Below are 23,062 nucleotides of genomic sequence, written 5' to 3' on the forward strand. Positions count from 1 at the left end.
AATATACATCATTGCTTTTACCGCCTAAAATACCTTGCTTATCGGCACTTACGCTACTTCTTTAGTGCCGACTTTACCGCCGGGAAGATCTTATCGACCCACCAGCGGTAAGCTTTGCCCGAAGGATGAAGTTTATCCATGCTAAGCGTTTCTTGATCCTCGGCGATATCACGGGAGAGGCCGGTAATATTTACGTACGTGGCACCGGCGGCTTTAGCTGCATCCTTATTTATTTGGTTATAGGCATCAATCTCGGTAGCAATTTTTTGCAGGTTGCGGCCGTTTGCAAATGGCGTAACACCCCAGTCGGGTATGGAAATCACAATGACATGTTTGGCCACGCCGCCCGCGTATACAATAGCAGAATCCAGCAGTTGGGCAAATTGCGTGCGATAGTCATCAATATTTTTTTGCTGGTATTGGTTATTCACGCCGATAAGGAGGGTAACAAAATTGTATTGCTTGCTTACCTTGTTATCGTTTAAGTTTTTCAGTATTTCGTCTGTACGCCAGCCATTTTGAGCAATTAGCGCCGGGCTTGCTGTTTTAAAGCCTTTGGCATTTAAGCGCTTTACAAGTTGATACGGGAAAGTTTGCGCCGTAGCAACGTTACGGCCAACGGTATAAGAGTCGCCGAGAGCCAGGTAAGTAAGCGAATCTGTGGGCATAACCTGCCCCCTGCCAATATTGACAGTGAGTAAGCAAACCAACAAAATCAGCCAACCACGTTTCATTTATTTAGGTGTTGTTTAACAATTGGCAAAAGCGCATCTACCCAAAGCCTGTACATTTTCCCGGATGGATGCAGCTCGTCGTCAGCCGTTAATGATGCGTCATTTGCTGCTTTCTTGGATATAGGAGTGATGTTTACATAAGCCACACCTGCCCTGTCGGCCTCCTGTTTATTTATATAATTGAACTGATCAATCTCAGCACTAATCTGCCACCTGTCGCGCCCTTGCGCAAACGGTGTTACACCCCAGTCGGGTATGGATAGTACAAATACATGCTGCACGTTACCGGCGGCATAGTCAATGGCAATATTTAGCAACTTTATAAATTCGGCCCGGTAGGTTTCTTTACTGTAACCACGGTACTGGTTATTAACACCAATAAGCAAGGTTACGATACCAAACTTTTTGCCCTTTGAACCACTCGCATTAATGGCCGCCAGCAATTCATCGGTTGTCCACCCTGTTCGGGCTATTATTACCGGATTTTCAAACGCTTTTAACTGTGCGCCCAACTGGTATGGAAAACTGTTTGCAGGCAATACAGATTCGCCTATGGTATAGGAGTCGCCAAGCGCAAGATACCCCGAACCGTTACCCGCTGTTGTTGGTGTATTTACAGTTGTATCCTTGCCTGGTTCTGTCATTGCTTTGGCGCAGCCCAATAAGCTCAGTGCTGCCAATAAAATTAAATGGACTATCCTCATCCAATCATCTCCATACCAAAAAGTACGGAAATATGCTTTTTAAGGATTTGTTTCGTTTCGTTTATATCAACCGGGCGACCAAGCTCCTGCTGTAGTGAGGTAACCGCCTTATCATCTATCCCGCAGGGAACGATATTTTTAAAATAGCTAAGATCCGTATTCACATTCATGGCCAGCCCATGCATGGTAACCCATCGGCTGCAGCGTACGCCCATTGCACATATTTTACGGGCGCGTTCGTTATCAGCATCAAACCATACACCGGTGTAGCCCGGGTAGCGGCCTGCGGTAAGGCCGTAGTCTGCAAGGGTAAGTATCACGGCTTCCTCAAGGGTACGCAGGTAAAGGTGTATATCGGTAAAAAAATTATCCAGATCAAGTATGGGGTAACCCACAATTTGCCCGGGCCCGTGATAAGTGATATCCCCACCACGGTTTATAGGGTAATAAACAGCCTGTTTGTCCTTAAGCCCCTGCTCGTCAAGCAACAAGTGCTCGGGCTTTCCGCTTTTGCCAAGTGTGTAAACGTGTGGATGCTCACAAAAAATAAAATAGTTTGGCGTAATAATCTCTTCCGGATCGGAATCTGTTGCGCCCGCCAGTGTGGCTACCTGCCTGTTGCGTATTTCCGATTTCAGTTTTACCGTTTCGCCAAAAATAGCTTCCTGACGGTTCCATGCTTCCTGGTAATCGGTTAAACCCCAGTCCTCAAAAAAAACCTGTTTGTTCTTCATCTCAAATTATCCCTTCACGTAACCAATCATGTAATCTTCGTACTGCAAATAGCTCACTTCGTAATTGATGTCCGTATTACCTTTATGCAGACGCGCATCTAAAAACCCATGGCCTTCAAAATCAAACGGCTTTAAATGAATATTATCCGCAAATGATACTTCTTTTTGGCCATAGCATTTATAAATGGCTTCTTTGGCGCACCAGCAAACATAAAGCTGATTTATTTTATGGCGGGGATTTATAAATGCCAGTTCTTCGGGCCGCATAAATTTATTGGCAATCCTTTCCACCTTTTGCTTCACCTGTTCTATATCAATACCAACGGGGCGGCTTTTGCTTATCATCACGGCAGCATAATCAAACGAGTGACTTAGCGATATATGGTAAGGCAGGCTTACAAGGTAAGGTTTGCCATGAGCGTCAACCTTGCAATCAATATATTCCTCGGTACCAAGCATTTTACGGAGCAGCACGCGCGTTCCAAGCCAGTGCAAATAGCGCTTGCCTTCGCTTAGCTGCCGGGCAAAGGCCTTCTCGGCCTCGTCCAGTTGTAGTTGTTTATAAAGGTCATCGGCGCTTTCTTCAATGCGCCAAAGAGCAAATTCGGTATCGTCATCAACCTGTTGCCTGAAAGCTATAGCCATGACGGTAAAGTTGCGAAAACGTTAACAAATTTATATCAACCAAATATAATAATTAGTGGCAGGCTCTCAGGCTACTTAAGGGCTCCATAAAATGTGCGGGCACCTGTAACAATGCGTAAAAAAATTACGTCAAACTAGTAACCAAATCACAATTTTAAAATGAAACGAATTTACATAGCCGCGGCGATTTTAATAGCTGTGGCCTTAACAGAAAGCTGCATGAAAATGCGCCTGGCCACTACAGGCAGGGTTAACAAAAGCCAGGAAATAAGATAACCCGACTTGCCGAAGCCAGAATACAGGCGTACTTATTAACCTTTGTGCGCAACACTTTTTTGCCTGCTATGCTTATTTATGATAATTTTAGCGCTTTAAAACGGCAATGATATTATCTGATAAACGCATTCTTGAAGAAATAGAAAAGGGCACCATTATTATTGAACCCTTTAACCGCGATAGGCTTGGTACCAACTCGTACGATGTACACCTGGGCAAATATCTGGCTACTTATAAGGACCGCGTTTTAGATGCCAAGCTACATAACGAAATCGTAAGCTTTGAAATCCCTAAAGAAGGCTACATATTACAACCCAATACGCTTTACCTTGGTGTAACGGTTGAGTATACCGAGACACATGCCCATGTGCCTTTTTTGGAAGGTAAATCGAGCACCGGGCGTTTGGGTATTGACATACATGCCACCGCCGGCAAGGGCGATGTTGGCTTTTGCAACACCTGGACATTGGAGATATCATGCGCGCAGCCGGTTAAAATATATGCAGGCATGCCTATTGGTCAGCTTATTTATTTTGCGGTTGAGGGCGAAATTGAAACCCTTTATAATACCAAGAACAACGCCAAGTACAATAACAAAACCACGCGCCCTGTTGAGAGCATGATGTGGAAAAACAAGTTTTAATATTTCAGGTTAGTATAAGAGACACAGGCGTTTACCGTTATTGTTAAACAGCCTCCTTTATATAAACCAATATGTTTAAACGATTTGCCTGGTGCATGGTAGCTGCAATTAGCAGCCTGGCCATATATAGCTTTGTTATTGCCGACGACCCTATTGCCAAAATACGGCAGCAGCTTGATAAATGGACCGACAAGCATCCTATTGAAAAGGCTTATGTACATTTTGATAAGCCTTATTATGCTGCAGGCGATGATATATGGCTAAAGGTTTACGTAACAAGCGGCAGCTATAACCAGGCAACTACCATAAGCGGCATAGTCAACGTCGACCTTATTGATGCCCGCGATTCCATCAAACGATCCTTAAAACTCCAGCTTAAAAACGGTGTAGCCTGGGGGGATATAGCTTTGCCCGATACCCTTAGTGCCGGCAATTACCGCCTGCGCGCCTATACCAATTACATGCGCAATGCTGGCGGCGAATACTTTTTTGAAAAAGCAATTCTCATCATCAATGCTGTTGGCAAGATATACGCCAAACAACCTGTTGCAGGCGCTGTAGGTACGCAGGTAGCTACAGCTGCCAATAAAATTGATATCCAGTTTTTCCCTGAAGGCGGCAGCCTGGTTGCTGGTGTACCCACAAAAGTTGCGTTTAAGGCTGTAAGTAGCTCCGGCCTCGGTGCCGATGTAAGCGGAACCATAATAAGCTCGCAAGGCAGGCAGGTGGCAACCTTTAGCAGTACGCACCTGGGTATGGGCTATTTTACCATTACCCCGCAAGCCAGCGTTACCTACACGGCTAACGTAAGCACGGCGGACGACATGCAAACAACTGCTGCATTGCCTAAAGTCGCTTCATCCGGTTACGTACTCAACATCATGGATCAAGGCAACGCTATACAGGTTAAAGTATCCGGCAGCAATAATTTGCTAAATCAAAACGCTTCGCTTACCCTGGTGGCGCAAACGGCAGGTAAAATATATTATGCAGGCGTCATAAAACCGGGTACTGTCACTATCGAAAAAAATAAGTTTCCTACCGGTATAGCGCAGTTTACGCTGTTCTCGGCAACGGGCGAACCTTTAAATGAACGACTGGTATTCATCAAAAACGCAGACAGGCTGAATCTTGCGTTGTCTACAGATAAGCCAACATACTCACCTCGCGAGAGAGTAAGACTTAATTTATCTGCCTTTAGAACGGGACAAAAACCTGCCGCTGGGAGTTTCTCGGTATCTGTTATAAACGAAACAAAAGTGCCGGTAGATGAAAGCAACGAGAACAGCATTTTTGCAAGTTTGCTGCTTACATCAGATATTAAAGGCTACGTTGAGCAACCTGCATATTATTTTAATAACCCGAACGAAAAGACAGCGGCAGATCTGGATTTGTTGATGATAACACAAGGCTATCGAAGATTCGATTGGAAGCAGGTATTAAATAGCAGCGCAGCTACAGATACATTTACTCCCGAGCAATCATTAAAAGTGTCGGGCACAATCACTACAGACAGTGGCAAGCCTGTACCAAACGGCAAAGTACAGCTAATTGATTTCGACGATGCTGCAAATGTATTGGATACCGTTACAGATGCGCAGGGGCGCTTTAATTTTGACAACCTTGAATTTGCCGATAGCGTGCGTTTTATTGTGCAGGCGCGCAACGCAAAAAACAAACGCGATGTAGTGATCCACCTCGACTCTATTGCCCCCGCGCCTACCAATAGCAGCCATGTAAAACCCGACTTTGAAATTACAAGCAGCGACAAATTATCCGTTTATGCGGAAAGCAGTAAGGCACTTTACTCGGCACAACTAAAATATGGGTTAGGTAACCATGTGATATCATTACGCGAAGTGGTGATCCGTGAGAAAAAACAGGCGCTAAAACACTCGGCCAATTTAAACGGACCAGGCAACGCGGACCAGGTAATTTACGGTAAAGATCTAAGACTGATGGGCTGCATTCGCATAGGCGATTGCTTACAGGGGCGCATACTGGGTGTGGTGTTCAGGAACGGCATCCCCTTCTCTACCCGTGGCGGCGGCCCCATGCAGGTTATTATTGATGGTGTATATGTTGATGCAAGCTTTATAAACAGCATCAACAATAATGATGTACAATCTATTGAAGTTTTACGAAACGTGGGCACCATAGGCGTTTACGGCGGCAGGGCAGGCAGCGGAGTATTGCTCATCACCACCAAACGCGGCGACGAGCCCGAAGAGTATACTGGCCCTGTTAAAGGTCGCGGGATTAAGCCATATTACCCTAAGGGGTTATATAAAGCGCGTACTTTTTACTCGCCTGCCTACAATAAGAGCGGCGTAAACAAAGAAATTGCCGATCTGCGCACCACTATTTACTGGAACCCCGATGTACAGCCCGGCACAAATGGTAAAGCCATACTTGAATATTTTAACGCAGGTTCAAAGGGCACCTATCGCGTAATTGCCGAAGGTATTGACAGCGATGGTAACATAGCCAGGAAAGTTTACCGTTACAGGGTTGAGTAACAATGCACAGGGCGTTTTTAAACTGTATTAATCAAGGTTTTTAATTAAATTTGCCTTTGATATGCCAACTGAAGTACAGGAAGAAACGTTTACCCTTGAGGAAGTACTGGCGGGGCTTAAAGAAATGCACCGCCTGATTTTATGGAACGATGACCATAATACTTTTGAACATGTAATTAATTGCATGATTAAATACCTTGACTATACCGAACCACAAGCCGAAAAAATTGCCTGGAAGGTACATAACGAAGGCAAATGCGCCATACTTGAGGGATCCTTTACCGAAATGGAGGTTTACCGCAAGATATTAAAACAGGAAGGCTTAACTGTTAGCGTGGAGTAACTGATTAATATTTTCCTCTATTCCAATTTACGTTTTTACGTAATTTAGTTTAATCGACAACTTGATTATATAAAAAGAGCCGGTAATAATCATTACCGGCTCTTTTGCATGAATAGCATTATTTATGCTCTTCAATAATATCCTCAATATCGCTTTTATGCTTTTTTAGTTTAGCCTCTTTCTTTTTAAGGTAATCTTGCGCATGCGATTTTAACTCGTCAGCAGCTTCTTCAATTTCACTTCTTTTTTTGATAAATAAGTAAGTGATTGCACCCGCGAACATTGCCCCAATCAGCAGCCCGGATATCAAGATTCCACTATTGTCTTTGTGTTTGAATGGATTTTTCATAATGTTAGCTTTATTTGAACAACGCCATTATAGCCATTTGGTTTGTGAAAACAACATTTGGTGCATGGCGGATTTGGTTGATGAGGTAATTATCTATAACAAAAAAGCCTCTCAGATTTCTCTAAGAGGCTTTTCAATGGTGGGAGTTACTGGGTTCGAACCAGTGACCCTCTGCTTGTAAGGCAGATGCTCTGAACCAGCTGAGCTAAACTCCCTTGTAAAAAAGGGACTGGTTAATTGGTAGTTATGGGGCCAGTCCAGACAGCTACTGGCCATCATTCAATGTGTTGTGGTAAAATTTGCAAGCATTTGCAAGCAACCAAGCCATAAAGACACTTTTTTATGGTTTTCCCGCATTTAGTTTTAGATGACCGCAGAGCGAAATCAAATGGAACGTACCCGATAGTTATCCGGGTAACTCACAATCGTAGAACCGCAGCATTTCCAGTAGGTATCTCGGTAAAAAAGGAACATTGGGACGAACACAATTGTACGTTGCTCAAATCACATCCTAATTATAAAAGTCTGCATACTGCTATAAACAACGCTTATCACAAAGTACAGAAGTCCACAGAAGAATTATTAAACAACCAGCAGTTTACTTTAAAGGCGTTAAAAGAGAAAATTAGAGTACAGCCGGTAATTGAAGTTGAAGCTACCAAGCTGCTTACTTTTAATGAATATGCTAACCGGCTAATAAACGACCTATACCAGAATAATAAAGTAGGGAATGCCATAGTTTACCAAACAGCAGTAAACCGCCTCATATCGTTCGCTAACTTTACCGAATTGACGTTTGAGCAAGTAAATTATCGCCTACTTGAAAACTTTAAGAACAAGCTGGTTAGCGATGGTGTAAAACCAAATACCGTAAGCAACTATTTCCGCACACTTCGGGCCATCTTCAATAAAGCTATAAAAGAAAAGCTGGTGAGCAGGGACGCTTATTACTTTACTGATATTGCATTTAAGCCTGAACGCACGGCCAAACGTTCAATAAGTAAGGAAGCGGTAATAAAATTTGTAAACTACAGTCCTGAAACCAGTAAACAGGAGTGCAATGCAAAAGATTATTTCATTTTAAGTTTTTCGCTAATAGGCATATCCTTTACAGACCTTGCGTATCTAAAGCCATCAAATATTAAAGCAGGTCGTTTGGTTTATAAGCGGCGCAAAACTGGCAGAACTTACGACATTAAGCTAACCACCTCAGCTGTAGCAATTTTGAAAAACTTTGAAGATGTAACCAGCGGATATTTATTGCCCATACTTCCAAAGGCTATTAAAGAAGACAGCTTACAGGCTAAAAATATTATTTTACAATGGATAAAGACCACTAACAAGTATTTGAAAAAAATATCCGGCAACCTTAAAATTGGTAAAGTTACCACTTATGTCGCCCGGCATACTTGGGCTACCTTAGCTAAACGGATGGGATACTCAAACGAATTAATTGCTGAGGCGATGGGGCACCAGTACGGGAACCGGACAACTGCAATTTACTTGGATGATTTTGAACAGCATGTCATTGATAATTTAAACAGTGCGATACAAGAATTTGTAACAAAAGCAAATGACTCTTTCTTAAAAGTGGGGCGGTAAAAACTTTACGTATTAAAGAGCTAAAAATTGCAAATTGAATGCGTAAACAGTATAAATGCTTGAAATAACGTTAAAAGAAATTGCCGGATTTTCAAGCATTTTTGTTTAAGTGACGCAATCGGTGACATTATAGTAAGCTATATAGTGCAGGAAAGACTTACATCGTTTTAGAATAAAAACCTTTTCAGCAGTATTAAAATTTAATTAGTTTAATCAAAATTAGATTAACGTATAAAATGGTGGCAAATAATAAATAAAACAACACCATGTTGATGTTTCAGCATATCACTTAAAAAGATAAAACCAAAGTTTTTTAAAGATTGAAAGCTCTTCTATAATCGCATATTTCAAAAGTTCAGAAAGCACTACTTGTTTGAGTTTGAAAAATTCTATTTTTTTGTCCGCTACAGTGTTTTGTTCGTAAATGCAATCAGAAAAACCATCAGTAAGTGTCTCAAATTTTTGGGAGTCGATTTTGGGGTAAATTCTGACCAAACTCACCAAGTAAGTAGTTAAATCTGTTAAAGAATTAACAACATCATTTTGTTGATTTGACCCAAAATTGCTTTCGTTAAGTTTTCCATCAATGTAATCAAGATAAGTTTCAATTGGTTCAAAACATACCTTATTGAACATTAAAATCTTAACTTCAATTTGTTTCGAAAGGAAAAGAGAGTAATAAGTAAAAACTATAGAAATAGCAGAAATAATAATAGCGAGCCAAGCTACGATATCAGAAGTCGAAATACCCGAAACTACCTTCTCATACTGGAAACTACTAGATTCCACTACAAATTAATATTGTATATCGCCTCCAAAATTCCCCAATTTTTGTAAAACAAATTTTTGAATGGCTCTGGCGCATCAATTGCGAAACGATTTTGAATGATATCTTTCTTTTTGTAAATCTTGAAAATGTCGCTAAACATTCCTTTGATAAAAGAATCGTTAATAGATTTGACTCGTGTTGAATCAATCTTAATTATAAAAGAATTGTTTTGCTTTAACTCTTCAAGCAAATGAAATTTTTCAGCATAATCATTTCCATTATACCTACCGAAAATAGCATCAGTGTCTGGAGGTGACACTAGCTTATTTAAATCTAATATTTTTTCCATCTTTAAAGAGTCTGCAAAGATACATCATTTAAAGGAATAATTGTTTCAATAAGTACGCCGGGAAACTGATATTTCAAATGCTTCAAATTTTCTAAATTTGGACTGGAAAGTAAATTCCCTTCTTGATTTAAGGTAATTTGTTTTCTTTCTCTATCAATTAAGAAGCTCTCAGACATCGCTGAATTATTGTTTAAATAAATGCCAGTGTTTCCGCTTATAACAGAAATTTGCGAACGTGGATTTAATAATTTGACCTTTTCTATAAAATCTATCAATCCATGTCCTCTGCTTTCATCCTCTTTTAGCTTGGAACTTATCCCCTCTTGGAGTGCTAATAACGTATAAATTGATTCTATCGTATGGTTTTGTCTTTGTTTTCTTATGTCGTCTTTATTACTAAACCCAAAATTCAATTTAACTGTTTTTATGTATTGTATTACATTTTGCGGCAATTCCGCTAATGACAATGTCTGATATATTGTTGGACCAAAATTAAATATCAATATTGATATTTCTTTTTTTGCCTTGCTGTAAAATCCACATAAGGTACCCAAATCAGTTTCCGTCGCATGTAAATTAATGTTGTCAAATTGCTCTCCCACAGTAGAATTTATGGCTTGAGCGATATCAAACGGTAACTGGTAATTGTTATCATTCAAACTGATTCCAATCGCCTTTTGAACCATATCAGTAATTTCTTTAGCCCTCGCATAATATGGTTGATTACCGGCACTCCCAGTAGTTCTGTTGATTCTTACTCTTTCGTTTATTAAAAATTCGTGCTCATTTTCCACCGAAGAAGAAACATTCGATTTTAGGCTTTTTAGTATTTCGATTTCCTCATCTGGCAGATTAGGGTGACTAACAACCCACTGACGTCGCTTGCCAATTTCCCAACATAGGGTATCAATTAGATATAATGCTCCAAATGACACATGTCCATTGAATGTCAGCCTTGGATTCTGATTTAAAGTTTTCGCATGTCTCAACAGAATCAGCAAATCTTTTAATACCCTATCCGTGTTGCTGCTAATTGAAAAATCGTTATCAAACTTTATTACAGATGATTTCAATTCCCAAAAGTGGAGGTTATTAACAGCACAAAACACTTCGATATCATTATTGAACTTTATTTTTGAGCGTTTATATCGTTCTATACTGCTTTTACCTACGCTGAATTTTAAATTTCCGTTATGTAATTTATCCTTACGTTTCGTTCTGTTAAATAAACTTTTCTTAGCTTGTCTTATTTGAATTGAGTCGCTCTTATTGAGTTTGTGGTAAACCGCCATTTTAAATTGATAGCTCGAATATTATTGTTTTTGATTACACATTCTGAATACCTTATAATTAATGTCAAGGTATAAAGTATCAATTTGCAACTTATTGTCACCATGCATGTTAATTCTATACTTATGTATCAACTTATATACCATGGCCAAATCTTCCTTTGTAGATACTGCAATGGAATCGGCAAATGTCGTGTAAGTTGGCAGATTGTAGTACTTTGTTTTTAAAAGCTTATAATAATAAGCTGTCTTCAAAGCGATGCTCTTAATTTCATTCGATGTTATTTTTTCGCTTCTTTTTTGCCCACAAAGCACAACAATCTTTTTCCCATAAGAACTTAAATTTACAGCCTTTAAAGCATAATTAAATTCCTTCTTAGATGAATCCGATAATTGGCTTTCGGTATTTTTTCCAAAGAGTTTGAACGTCGAATCATTAGACGGACTTAATTCGTCTATAACATCCATTTTCAAAATTGTATCTACAATCCTGTAAGAAATCGGCTTATAGTTGTTCATCACTGGGAGGTTTTCATCCAAATAATCTCTTACATTATCAATTATTACCTTGTGCCTATTATCACAACCGACAAGCGCTAACAACGAGATTACAATAGAAAAGTGCTTAGGTTTTTTAATAATCATCATCTTGTTATTTCAAATTTAATGATAAAATCTGATTGTCCTATATGTATCTGTCTTAAATTAAAACATGGTTAAAGTAACACGTGTTTTTTAATATGTAACTACAAGTAACTTGTAAATGTAGACTTTTGGTTATACTTTAATGTGAGATTAAAAACAGTACAAAATGCGTATAAAATATAATCGCACATCGACTTTAAAACAATCAGGCACACGCTTTACTGCCGATAGTGAAGATATGATTCGGTGTTAATGGTAAGGTTTCAGCAACAATTGCTTTTAAAGGGAGTCCTAAAAAAATTGATTTAACTAAGTTGATAGAAGATGGAAAGGTTGCTGAGATTTTAACTGATGAATTAGTCGCATTGGCCGTAATACCGGCTACGTAATAGATACTCTTCTTTGATTGGACGAGAGAAAGATTAATGTTCCTTTACGTAATATTGGTTTGCAATCTTGCTCAAACGGATACGTACATTTTCGGTGTACTGCTTAATTGTTAACGCCTTTTACTATCGGTAGTGCTTTATTAACATCATATTGGTTAGAACAGATAAAAGATAGGAGTTTAAAAATGTTGGTTTTTGCTTCTAAATAGCCATTGCTCCTTTCATTCGTGCCGGGCATCAAATATAAATCCCGGTTAATCTCAATCGCAATAGACATCACTCGTTTATCTTGCTGATAATAAACTCTTGGGACTATCGGATAAGAATATGGCGTGATTATCTTTACGGTATAGCCGAGCATTTTTAAGCCTACAATCGTAAGCTTATATAAGCTTCGCGGTGTATGATAATCATCTAAACCAATATGGAAGTCAAAGCGGGGCGTATCGTGGTTTACATAGCGTTTAAATGGCTCATTGGTAAACGAGCGGCAATCTATTATTAAGGCTTCGCCATTGATAGATAGTTTATCGGCTACTGCATTAGACAATTTTAAATGATGAGGGTAATAGTAATCGTTTAATATTTTAGTATTAACCTCATGAGTTACTTTTCTAAGGTGGATTTCGCCAACTTTAGCAGTTTGTGTACTCCCTATATCTAATTCCCCCAACACTTCATTTTTTTCGTTTCCAAACCTTTTCACATCGCAGAACAGCCTGCTAAAATTAGCCTTAACAGTTATTGAATCAGGTAAATAAAAAAGGTCGTCAATAAACCAATCTGTTAACCCTAACATCTCATTTTCTAAAACCTGATTTGTCACTAAGTAGCCTGTGTAATCAGGGATGTTAGTTGAAGCATAAGGTATATGAAGAATGGTATTTTTTGTCATAACAGCTGCCTTTGAAAATTTTTCAAATTTGATTACTTAATTAATTGTCGGATTATGTACTAAGAATCTTTTGAGTGGGGCTAATTTTGCCTAATTAAGTATCAAATTCATTATTAAATTTAATACTGACAGGTATTAAGGATTTAATAGGGACATGTTTAAGGCCGTTATGGGTAAGGTAAAGTGGGGTTTTGGAACATATAAAATTAGTGGGCCGTATTCTTGGGCCTTAAACAAAAGTCAGTTCATCTTTTTAAATTTATTAATTAATAATGCCAATTGACAATTAGCTTTCGTTTAAGTGTGACCGTTTTGGATATGCTATCAGGAAGTTTTTCATTTTTCAAAAGTTGCCTTTGGGATAGGTAAACATCCTGCCATTATGCTAAATATAATAGCAGGAAAATACTTATGAAAGAATGATAGTTAAACGTCTTTTAGCGATTTTGCTAAAAGTGCATAATACAAAGTTTCATAAATCGCCTGCCCCCTGTTGTCATGTTTAAAATGAAACGAGTTTGACGCAACGACTTTGTATCCGTCCTCTGATGCTTCATCTAACTTTTCAGTAAAGGAGTTAATGTCGTCGTCCTCAATTACAAGATGTTCCTTGGCATTCATATATATATATTAATTGTTGTAATACGGCTGCATAAATAAACTGTAGAATAAGTATCCTATGATGAAGATAATGGGCAACACCACAGACAGTACTAATAAAATCAACCATATCCCTAAAACGAGATGTAACGCTCTTTTATTAAACATCATTAGTGCCCCGAGTAATATTACGCCCAATCCCATTAGTAAACGTAATGCTAAGTCAATTTTGTAAGCTCTTATAGAAACATACAAGGTCGTTAACATCAATATTATCAATAGCAATAGTCCGCCAATAAAAAACAACCCGTAACCCGTTTCTTTAAGGTCATATTTAATATTCTGATACGAATTTTTATTATTAAGCATAATGTTGATGATATGGTCGGCTAACACAATATTAATGATAGTATTTGGCTTTACCAAGCAATGCTTAGTAAAGCAATACTAAGGGATGTCGTCCTTAGTGCTTATGCGCGGCGGCCCTAAAAGTGAAATAGATTTGTTTGTAATAGACACAGTTAAGAAGCTGCGTCTTGAAAACAAAATGAGTCAAGCAGTTCTCTCTATTAAGTTAAATGTTTCGGATGCTTTCATAGGACAAATTGAAAATCCAAAAAACAGGAGTAAATACAGCATTGAGCAATTAAACAAGTTAGCAGCAATATTTAATTGTTCCCCAAAGGATTTTTTACCTAACAAACCAATTTAGTATTACCATCTAAATATGGCCCATGGCTCGACTATTAATCTGTTGAGTCAATTTCGGTAATTAATTATCGGAAAAATCAAGCGTCAGGCAAAGTATAACATAGCGAGCTTTACGAAACTTGATAAGGTATTTAACTATAGTCTACGAAACTTTTAGTCTGGAATTACTATTTAACATCGCCTTGTAATTACTGTACCCCCGGATATAAATTGTTGCTTCAATCAACACCGGGGGGCGTATAGTATTAGGTAAAATAGGTTAGCTTATGCGGCTATCATCTTTTGATAAGTAAATTCAAATCCCTCTGGTATCTCTTTCCTTAAAAATTGAAATTTTGTATGCTTATTTACTTGAATGTTACTTATTTTACCCTCTGCGGTCAAAAGTTGATAATAAAAATCTTGCTTTGCAACATCGGACATTAGCGAACACCAAGTCTCAATTTCTTGGTAATTTACAATGCAACCTGCTTTATCACGATAGCTAATGCACATCGTATCTTCGTAAGGAAACATTTCTACCGTGTCGGTTAAATCAACTTCAATTTCAGTTGTTCCGATACTTTCAAGCTTGGCGTCAGAGCCTAAAGCTTGTTCAATCAGTTCGTCGTTTATTTTATCGTATTGGTTAGTTGTTGAAATTATTTCTGCCATGGGTGATAACCTTGCTTTTTCCTCGGTGTGGAGTCTTTCATCGCCATTAAAAACAGATAGTAATTCGTTTAAGTCTTCTATATTCTTTGCCGAAAAATCAGTTAATGTGGCGTTGTCAAGTACCGATTGGGGCGTTGTCAACCCCTCGGCGATTGTTATTAAATCGGCTTTCATAGGTAAATCAATTGTTGGTGATTGAATGCCCAGTTGTCCATCGCTCAGGGTTAAATCTATTGATGATGAAAAATCTGATACAGCAAGCACCTCGCGATTTCCAATTGGCAGACTTGTCGGTACAGTAACGTTCAATTTCCCTAACACCTCAAACAAAAGAGCTTTTAACTCCTCAATCTCTTTTTGTTGAGAAGCAATTGTACTCTTCGTGCTATTTGGTTTTACAAACTTTGAAGTAGCGGCGCTCTTTACAATAAATCCATCTGCTGCCCACTTTTTGATGAACAGTAATTCGTCAGGGTGATAAAAGGATTTTTGTGAGGTAGCAATGTCAAACGATTGAACCATCCGATAAACATTGCTTGTATTACCGGGATAATAGTTTCTTGCCTTGGTTATAATGCCGCTATCAATCAACCTGTTGATAATAAGCGCCAGTTCACTACCCTTAATTCCAAAAAACCAGCAATGATTTTTTGAATGTACTTGGTATCCTCCATCCTTGTGGTAGTAGTTTATTTGGTGAATGATAAATTCTGCCTTCGGTTTAAATTTTATCGAAAGGTCAGCAAATAATAAATCTAAATTTAACCCTAGTGGGGTATTTAAGACGATTTTCCCGCCCGCTTTTTGTTCTGTATTCATGTCTGTTTAATATTATCTTTTCCTACTAATCCGTTACTTGATTATTAAATCAAGCAAGCTCCCACGTTAATATAAACACCGTATTAAAAACTTTATAAGTAATTTAAATTCAGCTAATTGTATTATTTTGTGTAAACCCTTTTAAGCAAAAATAATCCGAAAATCCCCAAAGTCAAGTTTTTTTTCAAATAAATAAAGACGACAATGATAGCGGGGAGGGGCGGTGGATGAATACCTTAAAACCTCTGATTAAACCCTTTTGAAAACCATCACATATATAGTTTACAGTAAATAGTAATAGAAATAATAATTAATATTAAGTATTATATGAGGAGGTTATGTTCTTTGTATTATTGATATAATTTGCCACTTAATATTAAGTACTATATGAGGGCCTTATATTCTTTGAGTTATTAGTATAATTCTACCTAACATTATAAACTTATAACAATTGATAAAAAATTGAAATTGTTTATTTAAAAAAATGGGACAGAGCTAATTCTTTATTATTGGATAGAAGCCAATACAATTTTTCCTTCTAAATAGCGAAGCTTAATACGTAGGAAGGTATATTCTCAACTTGCGAAGCAGAACGTTTTGTGCAGCAGACTAATGCCTGCTCGGCTTTTAAATTATATGTGGAAACTAAAAATTTTTTCATCAAGTTCTTTCCAATTACCAATATGCTTGGATACTTCTGCCCAATACTCTTTAGAATGATTTTTGATTTTAGTATGTACCAATTCATGTACTAATACATAATCTATCAATGAGAAAGGGAGTTTTACGGTATCAATGTTAATGATAATGTTGTTAGTATCTGTACAGCTACCCCAACGTTTGGTAAGTTTTAAAAACTTTAGTTCATTATAAGGTAAACCAGTGGTTTTAGACCATTTTTTTATCCGTGGTGTAATCTTCTCAACGGCTTTAGCCCTGTAAAAATTCTGTAACGAAACTTTTATTACTGCTTGTATATCAACAAAAGGATTTACAGTAAACTTGAATTGAGAATGATTAAATTCTATGTTTGCATCGGTAACACTATTATCAAAAACTATTTCTGTGTAGTACCTTCGGCCTAAGTACATTATCCTTGACCCGGTAACGATTTCTTCTTCATCAGTCCTTTTTACAAGATTTAGTTTACTTAAAATCCAACGTGCTTTTTTTAGTATCAATTGGTCAGCTTTGTACAATGGCACAGATTTACCTTTAAGGATTACACCAGCACTCTTCTCAACCACGATATAATGCGATTTAAGGCCATCCTTTTCAAGGATAGTATAATCAATCACGCCATTACCATACGTAACTTTAGGCATCCTTATTTCGCTTTAAAACCTCAACTAATTCTTTACTCTTAACCTTCGCCGTAGGTCTATCCACTTTGTCTATCAGGATGGAAATTATCTTTTTCTCCATTTCGTGCAATACCAATCCTTTACCTTCCCAACCAACTATACCAAGCTCGCCATCTATCATGTCAAATAACGAATTGGTAGCGGCTTCCGCATTCAGTTCTCCATAAATAGTTTTCATGGTGTTGTACACTGCTATCTGCCGCTCGGTAACAAATCCTTTAGCTGCACCTTCCCGGTGCTCGTTAACTATTGCATCCTGTATGTCAGCAAACGCCTTTAATAAGTTGATTTGCGTTATCCGGTCATCTTCCCGCTCCTTCAATAATGCTTCCAGCCGTTCGGCAAGTGGTTTATAGAAATCAGGATTTTTATCTAAACCAACCTTAATTACGTGAATCAGGTTGTTATGCATCTTTAGCTCTTTGGTAGCCGGGGATGCGTTCATTATTTCTTCCTTAAATTTATCCTTGTCAATAATAGATATTGGCTGGTTTAACAAGCTCTCAATCCCCTCTGACTGCAAATGTGCATCTATCAAAGTTTGCAACATCTGGCTTTCATCTTTGGTTACTTTCAACTCTTCGTCATCGGGATAAGCATTTCGTGCCCGGAGTTTAATTTCGTTGTAAAGCTTAAAGTCATCAAAAAACTTCATAGACTTAACGTCAGGTAATACGATGGCTACCGATTTGTTAAAGTGCTTTAATAATTCTTTAAAGTTATCTCGCTTATCCACCGGCTCAATAAATCGCATGGCCTCATCAATGTATTTATCCCGGTTTAAATGCCTGTCGGCTTTGAGCGGTCTAAAAAAGTCCACCAGTTTTGTGTGGTTCAATTCCAGCTTAGGGTATTCTTCGTTGATATTCTTTAAAATATCATCCGGGCGCAGGTCGCCAGAGAAGATTTCCAAAGCCTGAATAAGAAAGGCTGATATGCCGTAATAATCTACAATGTAACCCGCCTGTTTACCTTTGCGGCTACGGTTTACACGTGCTATCGCTTGTAGTAGGTTGTGTTCTTTCAGCGGCTTATCTAAGTATAGGCATGATGCTATCGGTGCATCATAACCTGTTAAAAGCATGTCTGAAACAATAAGGATAGCAGTGTTATCAAACTTCTTTTTACCTGACTTCTCTACCTCTGAAACATCACCAAAAGGTAGTTTATAGTCTTCGGTTACGGCATTAATATCTTCTGGCGCAACTACCCAAATAGGCTTCAAATCGTTGGGGTGGTTTTTATTCCAGTCTATAGTTTTATAATACTCTTCTGCTATCTCGTCGGTTTTAGGTGAACCAATGCTAACTACCACTTTAGTATCAAAGTCATGGTAACCCTCGGCCTTCAAATCCTCAAAAGCTTGCTTATATCGTATTGCACCAAACCGGCCATCGCAAACCAATATAGCCTTGTTGCCATTGAAGTAAATTTTATCCCGGAAATGGTTTATAACATGCTTGCTTATCTCGTTGACCCGGCTGGTTGAGAACTGATAAGTTTTGAGACCTTTGTTTTTCAAGAGCTCCTGTTTTTCCTCTGATTCGTGCCCGAACTTTTCGTTAAATTCAGCATCAAGTTCCTCTTTTTTAATGTCCAGTTTAGCTATGCCTTCATCGTATAATAACTCAACTGTTGCACCGTCAGAAACCGACTCTTTGATAGTGTAAACATCTAAATAATCACCTCCATAGAACTCGCCTAACGTACTTTTATCTTCTTTTGATATTGGTGTGCCGGTGAACGCTACAAACTTAGCATAGGGCAGCACAGAGCGCATAAACGAGGCTAAAAAGCCGTATTGAGAGCGGTGCGCTTCGTCTACTAACACATATAGATTCTTTTTGCTGGATAACTCTTCAAGTATTACTTCTTCCCGTTCAACTTCTTCCCAGCGGCCATCTTTAGCCACCTTGGTAATTTTGAAAAGCACATTGTTTTTGATATGCTTTTCAACCCTTTGTCGCTCTTCTTCGGCTTCTGTCTGGTCAGGTGTGTCGGTGGCATCTTTATCAACCTCCTGAAACTTTTGTATGGTTGTGGTAATGATACCGCCGTAGTCATTTCTTAATAATCTATCCAGATTCCTTACAGAAGTTGCTTGCCTAACGTTCTTTAGACCAACATTCCTGAACGTCCCGGTTATCTGTACATCTAAATCCTTACGGTCGGTCATAACTATTACCGTCGGGTTGTCAAAGCCGTATTCCGGTGCCTGTAGTTTACGGGTAACGTAAGCCATAGTGATAGACTTACCGCTGCCTTGGGTGTGCCAGACTACGCCCCCTTGCCCTCCTTGTAATTTCTGTATGGTGTTATTAGTAGCCCTGATTTGCTGGTAACGTGGTAGTTTTTTAATTATCCTACCTTCGTCCACTTCAAAAATTACGAAGTGCCGAATGATGTCCAGCAACCTCTGCTTTTGAAACAGATTGTATATTAATTTATCCTGCTCAGTGGTTATACCGGCAACCTCTTCATAGGGTTTCAGGCGATACACTGAATAAAAGGCGGCTGGTGACTTAATTGCGCCATACTTCCCGCCGACCTCCCAAATAGCTGCGCATATCTGGTTGTAGTAAAACAGTTTTTCAGAGTTGCGCTGGTAAAAATCCAAGTCGCTGTAGGCATTCTCAAAAGCATTATGGGAGGTTGGCGACTTGCATTCGATAACCCCCACCGGGAGGCCATTAACATACACCACCAAATCCGGTACCGAATGTCGGGCGGTTCCATGAAACTTTAACTGGTTGACTATTAAGAAGTCGTTATCATCAATTCGCTCTGTATCGTATTCAATATATTTAACTGGGATAAACTCCTCTTTACCTCTTACAATTTGCTTAACTGAAAATCTGGCACTTTTTGATAGCTCCCAAAAGTTCTGGTTTATTTCTATAAGAGATGTACCCTGAACATCGGTAATCTTATCATAGGCCTTATTCAGGTTGTCATCGTCTATCCAAGGGTTAAGGCGTTTGATAGATTTTAGTAGCCGGTCTTTTAGGACTATTTCGGTAATGCCGGTGCGTTCATCTGTACCGCTGCCATCCCAATACTGATAGCCGAGCTGCTGGAACAGTTTAATAGCTGGTAGCTCGCTAAAAGTATATTCCGGGGACTGGTTCATGCTACTGCGCTTTCAGGTTGGTAAGTATTTGCTCTGATTTTACCGGTAAGAAGTTGTTGCATCAAACCGCTTTTTAATTGCGTATATAGTATTTTCTTTTCTTGTAGTAATTCCAATTTTCTATCAATAGCAGTTAAAAGTTCACATATTTTGAGCTGTTCACTAAGCGGAGGAAGTTTAATTTTAAGGTTTTCCATGCCCGTTTTAGTAACGTGTAACATAGTTGAACCATGTGATTGATTCTTCATCCTTGCAGTCACATCAGTTAATAGATAATAAAGATATGTTTTATCTAATTGCTCGCCATTCACTTCAATTTTCCAAATATGATAATGATAAATTGCTTTACCGCCTTTCCACCAAACCGCTCCGAAGGTCGCTGACCACATATATAGTAAGTCTCCATTAAAACAGTATTGATGTTCAGGGAGCGACAAATTTGAATAATAGTAATCCTTACCTGAACCTGTTAAGTTTTGCAGTCTAATAACTGGAATCCCCGACTCTTCCCATTCCGATAATTTGTAAGCCCGCCCGTTAAAAAATCTAGCAACTGTGCCTTGCTTAACAACTTCCCAACTTTCAGGTATTTCACCCAACTCAGAACTTTTAAAATGAGTATGCCCAATGCCCTTGGTAAGTAATTGTTGCATTAGGCCTTGTTTAAGATTCTCGTTTTCAGCTACTTGGCAGGTGATAATATTTATTTTATCATCTACGGTGGACAGGATTTCTGCTATCTTTTGTTGCTCGATAATCGACGGAAGAATTACCTTAAAATTTAGCAAGTCCCGGCTATAAATTGCAGCAACGCTTGTCGTACCTGTCGCAAAACTACGTAACTGCTTCACACCATATTCCGAGTTAAAAACATAATTCATAAACTCGTTACACGCAACGAAATTTCGGTCAAAAGTTAATCTTAACAGATTTGAATTGAATAACGCTTTAGCCAATTCATTGCGCCAAATGGACACCTTTCCCACCAAATCCAATGTATTTCTGGTATTTAATAGCAAATCACCGTAATTCAACAAATACTCGTTGGAGTAAGTAAGGTCTTCTGGAATATATTCAATTTTATTGACGTTAATTTTACCTCTGCCAATATTACCCATCTTAATAAGAGGTAGTCCTCTTTCAGATTCGCCATTTTCATAATTGCCACCTAATTGGGCTTTAATCAAGATTTCTTTAATGGGGAGGATATTCCAATTATAAGGAATAGAACTTATTCCGGTGATTTTAAGATTGTTATTCATATTCCTAACTCATTCAACAACCTTGTAAGTTTTAAATCGATAGCGTCCTCTTGGGATTCTAATTCTAATAATTTTAACTTCACCGCTACTAAATCAATTTGCTCCTTATCAAGGTGCATGTCGATATATCTACTAATGTTAAGGTTGTAGTCATTACCGGTAATCTCGGGTTCCGGCACAAGCCTTGCAAAACTTTCCGGCACCGGTTCAGCAATTGATTCTTGAAGGGCGAAGTGGTTATAGGCAATTAGGATAGCCTTAACATTGCCATCTGTCAACTCGTTCTGGTTACTGCCTTCCTTGTACTTCTTACTCGCATCAATTATAATAACCCTGCCTTTTAAATGCTCCGGCTTGCTTTTATTGATAATCCAAACCGAGGCGGGGATACTGGTATTATAAAATAATGCGGGAGGTAAACCAACAATGCCTTCTATCAGGTCTTCTTTCAAAAGTTTTTCCCGGATTGAGCCTTCCGCACCACTTCTAAATAGTGTACCATGCGGTAACACCACCCCGGCCTTACCATCTTGTTTTAATGAGGCAATCATGTGTTGTAAAAATGCTAAGTCGGCGTAACCACGTGGTGGGATACCATAATGAAAACGGCCATGCTTATCAACCACTTCTTTGGTATAATTTGGGGTAGACTTCTTTTCTTTGCCACTCTTATCTAACTGTACTTCCCGGTTAGCCTCTATCAATCCCCACCAAGCATCCTGAGAGAATGGTGGGTTGGCAATAACACGGTCAAACAGCATTAGACTATCGTTTTCTAAATGCTGCGGGCTGGTTAGGGTGTCACCTTTACGAAGGTCGGCTTCAACAAAATTGTGTAGTATCATGTTCATCTTGCCGATAGCCCATGTACCAACATTTTTTTCTTGTCCGTAGAGCGACACGTTAATGTTGTTATTAACCTTACCACCCGGTAACTGCGCCACATACTTTGCAGATTCAATGAGCATACCACCGCTACCAAATGTAGGGTCATATATTTTGTGCTTAGGCTGTGGCTTAATTAACTGTACAATTGTTTTTACCACGCCCTGTGGTGAATAGAACTCGCCCCCTTTTTTACCTGCATCGTCAGCAAATTGCTTAATCAGGTATTCGTAAGCATCCCCTAAGATGTCCGGGGTGTATAAATCCTTATTAGCTAATGAATGCTGGTTGAAGTGGCGCAGTAACCTTTGCAGTACTTCGTCGCTTAACCTGTCCTTATCACCAAACTTGGTAGTAGTTAGCACCCCTTCCAGATACTTTGTGTTTTCACGCTCTATCGCCGCAAATGCTTTGTCTAAAGCTACACCAATATTCTCCGTTACTTTTTTCAGCGAATGCCACCGGGCTTCGGTTGGCAGCTTTAAAAATGGTTCGTCTTCTGCATCTTCCCGGCTTAAACCGTCACGCTCTATGAAGCTCGTTACCTCTTCTTCAAAAACATCATTAGCTCGTTTAAGGAATAGTAAACCAAATATGTAGTTCTTAAAATCAGAGCTATCAATACTGCCCCTCAGTATGTTGGCAGAATCCCAAAGCCACGATTCCAGTTTATCAAGTGTAAGTTGAGCCATTGTAAAATTTAGTATCTTCCGGTTAAAAAAGCGGCAAAGCTAATCTAATTTTTTAAAATG

Annotated in this window: 21 protein-coding genes and 1 tRNA gene; 5 read left to right on the forward strand and 17 right to left on the reverse strand. The window is 38.8% G+C overall.

Annotated features, from left to right (window positions below; all coding sequences use genetic code 11):
* Positions 1-53 precede the first annotated feature (53 nt).
* Genes FPZ43_RS05795 through FPZ43_RS05810 form a run of 4 tightly spaced genes read right to left on the reverse strand, consistent with a single transcriptional unit; the run spans position 54 to position 2,817 of the window.
* Complete coding sequence (locus tag FPZ43_RS05795) at positions 54-734, reverse strand: SGNH/GDSL hydrolase family protein (RefSeq protein WP_146380911.1); 681 nt, start codon at positions 732-734, stop codon at positions 54-56.
* Positions 731-1,378, reverse strand: a complete 648-nt coding sequence (locus tag FPZ43_RS05800) for an SGNH/GDSL hydrolase family protein (protein ID WP_261380995.1) — start codon at positions 1,376-1,378, stop codon at positions 731-733. The genes FPZ43_RS05795 and FPZ43_RS05800 overlap by 4 nt, the downstream gene beginning before the upstream one ends.
* Positions 1,379-1,434: 56 nt before the next feature.
* Positions 1,435-2,172, reverse strand: coding sequence for a lipoyl(octanoyl) transferase LipB (lipB, locus tag FPZ43_RS05805; RefSeq protein WP_146380913.1), 738 nt, complete (start codon positions 2,170-2,172; stop codon positions 1,435-1,437).
* Between the two features lie 6 nt (positions 2,173-2,178).
* A complete protein-coding gene (locus tag FPZ43_RS05810) occupies positions 2,179-2,817 on the reverse strand; it encodes a 4'-phosphopantetheinyl transferase family protein (protein WP_146380914.1) in 639 nt (212 codons plus the stop codon).
* Positions 2,818-3,199: 382 nt separating this feature from the next.
* Between FPZ43_RS05810 and dcd the strand changes: the two genes are divergently transcribed.
* From dcd to FPZ43_RS05825, 3 genes are all read left to right on the forward strand, one after another.
* Positions 3,200-3,736 (forward strand): dCTP deaminase, encoded by a 537-nt coding sequence (dcd, locus tag FPZ43_RS05815; protein WP_146380915.1) that lies wholly within the window; start codon positions 3,200-3,202, stop codon positions 3,734-3,736.
* Between the two features lie 71 nt (positions 3,737-3,807).
* Positions 3,808-6,255: a TonB-dependent receptor plug domain-containing protein gene (locus FPZ43_RS05820; protein WP_146380916.1), complete on the forward strand. Its 2,448-nt coding sequence runs from the start codon at positions 3,808-3,810 to the stop codon at positions 6,253-6,255.
* 61 nt (positions 6,256-6,316) lie between these two features.
* Positions 6,317-6,598 (forward strand): ATP-dependent Clp protease adaptor ClpS, encoded by a 282-nt coding sequence (locus FPZ43_RS05825; protein WP_146380917.1) that lies wholly within the window; start codon positions 6,317-6,319, stop codon positions 6,596-6,598.
* A gap of 118 nt (positions 6,599-6,716) precedes the next feature.
* On the opposite strand, the gene FPZ43_RS05830 is transcribed toward FPZ43_RS05825, so the two are convergent.
* Together FPZ43_RS05830 and FPZ43_RS05835 are read right to left on the reverse strand one after the other, a co-directional pair.
* Positions 6,717-6,947 carry a hypothetical protein gene (locus tag FPZ43_RS05830; RefSeq protein WP_146380918.1) on the reverse strand — a complete coding sequence of 77 codons (231 nt, stop codon included), beginning with the start codon at positions 6,945-6,947 and terminating at the stop codon, positions 6,717-6,719.
* 137 nt (positions 6,948-7,084) lie between these two features.
* Positions 7,085-7,162: transfer RNA gene (locus FPZ43_RS05835), tRNA-Val, on the reverse strand.
* 127 nt (positions 7,163-7,289) lie between these two features.
* Between FPZ43_RS05835 and FPZ43_RS05840 the strand changes: the two genes are divergently transcribed.
* Entirely contained in the window at positions 7,290-8,549 is a 1,260-nt protein-coding gene (locus FPZ43_RS05840) for a site-specific integrase (protein ID WP_146380919.1), read from the forward strand.
* A 285-nt stretch (positions 8,550-8,834) separates the two neighbouring features.
* Here the strand turns inward: FPZ43_RS05840 and FPZ43_RS05845 are convergent, their stop codons facing one another.
* From FPZ43_RS05845 to FPZ43_RS05870, 6 genes are all read right to left on the reverse strand, one after another.
* Positions 8,835-9,338, reverse strand: coding sequence for a hypothetical protein (locus tag FPZ43_RS05845; RefSeq protein WP_146380920.1), 504 nt, complete (start codon positions 9,336-9,338; stop codon positions 8,835-8,837).
* Positions 9,338-9,667 (reverse strand): hypothetical protein, encoded by a 330-nt coding sequence (locus FPZ43_RS05850; protein WP_146380921.1) that lies wholly within the window; start codon positions 9,665-9,667, stop codon positions 9,338-9,340. Before FPZ43_RS05850 ends, FPZ43_RS05845 begins: the two co-directional genes overlap by 1 nt.
* 2 nt (positions 9,668-9,669) lie before the next feature.
* On the reverse strand, positions 9,670-10,959 hold the full coding sequence (locus FPZ43_RS05855) for a hypothetical protein (protein WP_146380922.1): 1,290 nt from the start codon (positions 10,957-10,959) through the stop codon (positions 9,670-9,672).
* A 21-nt stretch (positions 10,960-10,980) separates the two neighbouring features.
* Positions 10,981-11,604 (reverse strand): hypothetical protein, encoded by a 624-nt coding sequence (locus tag FPZ43_RS05860; protein WP_146380923.1) that lies wholly within the window; start codon positions 11,602-11,604, stop codon positions 10,981-10,983.
* Positions 11,605-12,093: 489 nt separating this feature from the next.
* Entirely contained in the window at positions 12,094-12,885 is a 792-nt protein-coding gene (locus FPZ43_RS05865; protein ID WP_146380924.1) for an N-formylglutamate amidohydrolase, read from the reverse strand.
* A 426-nt stretch (positions 12,886-13,311) separates the two neighbouring features.
* Complete coding sequence (locus tag FPZ43_RS05870) at positions 13,312-13,506, reverse strand: hypothetical protein (RefSeq protein WP_146380925.1); 195 nt, start codon at positions 13,504-13,506, stop codon at positions 13,312-13,314.
* 451 nt (positions 13,507-13,957) lie between these two features.
* Between FPZ43_RS05870 and FPZ43_RS05875 the strand changes: the two genes are divergently transcribed.
* Positions 13,958-14,197: a helix-turn-helix domain-containing protein gene (locus FPZ43_RS05875; protein WP_146381131.1), complete on the forward strand. Its 240-nt coding sequence runs from the start codon at positions 13,958-13,960 to the stop codon at positions 14,195-14,197.
* A gap of 263 nt (positions 14,198-14,460) precedes the next feature.
* On the opposite strand, the gene FPZ43_RS05880 is transcribed toward FPZ43_RS05875, so the two are convergent.
* From FPZ43_RS05880 to FPZ43_RS05900, 5 genes are all read right to left on the reverse strand, one after another.
* Positions 14,461-15,669, reverse strand: a complete 1,209-nt coding sequence (locus FPZ43_RS05880; RefSeq protein ID WP_146380926.1) for a hypothetical protein — start codon at positions 15,667-15,669, stop codon at positions 14,461-14,463.
* 632 nt (positions 15,670-16,301) lie between these two features.
* Positions 16,302-16,994, reverse strand: a complete 693-nt coding sequence (locus tag FPZ43_RS05885; protein WP_146380927.1) for a M48 family metallopeptidase — start codon at positions 16,992-16,994, stop codon at positions 16,302-16,304.
* Positions 16,987-20,163, reverse strand: coding sequence for a type I restriction endonuclease subunit R (locus FPZ43_RS05890; protein WP_146380928.1), 3,177 nt, complete (start codon positions 20,161-20,163; stop codon positions 16,987-16,989). Before FPZ43_RS05890 ends, FPZ43_RS05885 begins: the two co-directional genes overlap by 8 nt.
* Positions 20,160-21,425, reverse strand: a complete 1,266-nt coding sequence (locus FPZ43_RS05895) for a restriction endonuclease subunit S (protein ID WP_146380929.1) — start codon at positions 21,423-21,425, stop codon at positions 20,160-20,162. Before FPZ43_RS05895 ends, FPZ43_RS05890 begins: the two co-directional genes overlap by 4 nt.
* Positions 21,422-23,002 (reverse strand): type I restriction-modification system subunit M, encoded by a 1,581-nt coding sequence (locus tag FPZ43_RS05900; protein WP_146380930.1) that lies wholly within the window; start codon positions 23,000-23,002, stop codon positions 21,422-21,424. The genes FPZ43_RS05895 and FPZ43_RS05900 overlap by 4 nt, the downstream gene beginning before the upstream one ends.
* Positions 23,003-23,062 lie beyond the last annotated feature (60 nt).

This window comes from Mucilaginibacter pallidiroseus (assembly GCF_007846085.1).
GTDB lineage: Bacteria > Bacteroidota > Bacteroidia > Sphingobacteriales > Sphingobacteriaceae > Mucilaginibacter > Mucilaginibacter pallidiroseus.

What these genes read in the sequence shown, in the direction of transcription:
- FPZ43_RS05795 (WP_146380911.1), bottom strand. Translation starts at nt 734, where the DNA reads ATGAAACGTGGTTGGCTGATTTTGTTGGTTTGCTTACTCACTGTCAAT.
- FPZ43_RS05800 (WP_261380995.1), bottom strand. Translation starts at nt 1,378, where the DNA reads ATGACAGAACCAGGCAAGGATACAACTGTAAATACACCAACAACAGCG.
- lipB (WP_146380913.1), bottom strand. Translation starts at nt 2,172, where the DNA reads ATGAAGAACAAACAGGTTTTTTTTGAGGACTGGGGTTTAACCGATTAC.
- FPZ43_RS05810 (WP_146380914.1), bottom strand. Translation starts at nt 2,817, where the DNA reads ATGGCTATAGCTTTCAGGCAACAGGTTGATGACGATACCGAATTTGCT.
- dcd (WP_146380915.1), top strand. Translation starts at nt 3,200, where the DNA reads ATGATATTATCTGATAAACGCATTCTTGAAGAAATAGAAAAGGGCACC.
- FPZ43_RS05820 (WP_146380916.1), top strand. Translation starts at nt 3,808, where the DNA reads ATGTTTAAACGATTTGCCTGGTGCATGGTAGCTGCAATTAGCAGCCTG.
- FPZ43_RS05825 (WP_146380917.1), top strand. Translation starts at nt 6,317, where the DNA reads ATGCCAACTGAAGTACAGGAAGAAACGTTTACCCTTGAGGAAGTACTG.
- FPZ43_RS05830 (WP_146380918.1), bottom strand. Translation starts at nt 6,947, where the DNA reads ATGAAAAATCCATTCAAACACAAAGACAATAGTGGAATCTTGATATCC.
- FPZ43_RS05840 (WP_146380919.1), top strand. Translation starts at nt 7,290, where the DNA reads ATGGTTTTCCCGCATTTAGTTTTAGATGACCGCAGAGCGAAATCAAAT.
- FPZ43_RS05850 (WP_146380921.1), bottom strand. Translation starts at nt 9,667, where the DNA reads ATGGAAAAAATATTAGATTTAAATAAGCTAGTGTCACCTCCAGACACT.
- FPZ43_RS05855 (WP_146380922.1), bottom strand. Translation starts at nt 10,959, where the DNA reads ATGGCGGTTTACCACAAACTCAATAAGAGCGACTCAATTCAAATAAGA.
- FPZ43_RS05860 (WP_146380923.1), bottom strand. Translation starts at nt 11,604, where the DNA reads ATGATGATTATTAAAAAACCTAAGCACTTTTCTATTGTAATCTCGTTG.
- FPZ43_RS05865 (WP_146380924.1), bottom strand. Translation starts at nt 12,885, where the DNA reads ATGACAAAAAATACCATTCTTCATATACCTTATGCTTCAACTAACATC.
- FPZ43_RS05870 (WP_146380925.1), bottom strand. Translation starts at nt 13,506, where the DNA reads ATGAATGCCAAGGAACATCTTGTAATTGAGGACGACGACATTAACTCC.
- FPZ43_RS05875 (WP_146381131.1), top strand. Translation starts at nt 13,958, where the DNA reads ATGCGCGGCGGCCCTAAAAGTGAAATAGATTTGTTTGTAATAGACACA.
- FPZ43_RS05880 (WP_146380926.1), bottom strand. Translation starts at nt 15,669, where the DNA reads ATGAATACAGAACAAAAAGCGGGCGGGAAAATCGTCTTAAATACCCCA.
- FPZ43_RS05885 (WP_146380927.1), bottom strand. Translation starts at nt 16,994, where the DNA reads ATGCCTAAAGTTACGTATGGTAATGGCGTGATTGATTATACTATCCTT.
- FPZ43_RS05890 (WP_146380928.1), bottom strand. Translation starts at nt 20,163, where the DNA reads ATGAACCAGTCCCCGGAATATACTTTTAGCGAGCTACCAGCTATTAAA.
- FPZ43_RS05895 (WP_146380929.1), bottom strand. Translation starts at nt 21,425, where the DNA reads ATGAATAACAATCTTAAAATCACCGGAATAAGTTCTATTCCTTATAAT.
- FPZ43_RS05900 (WP_146380930.1), bottom strand. Translation starts at nt 23,002, where the DNA reads ATGGCTCAACTTACACTTGATAAACTGGAATCGTGGCTTTGGGATTCT.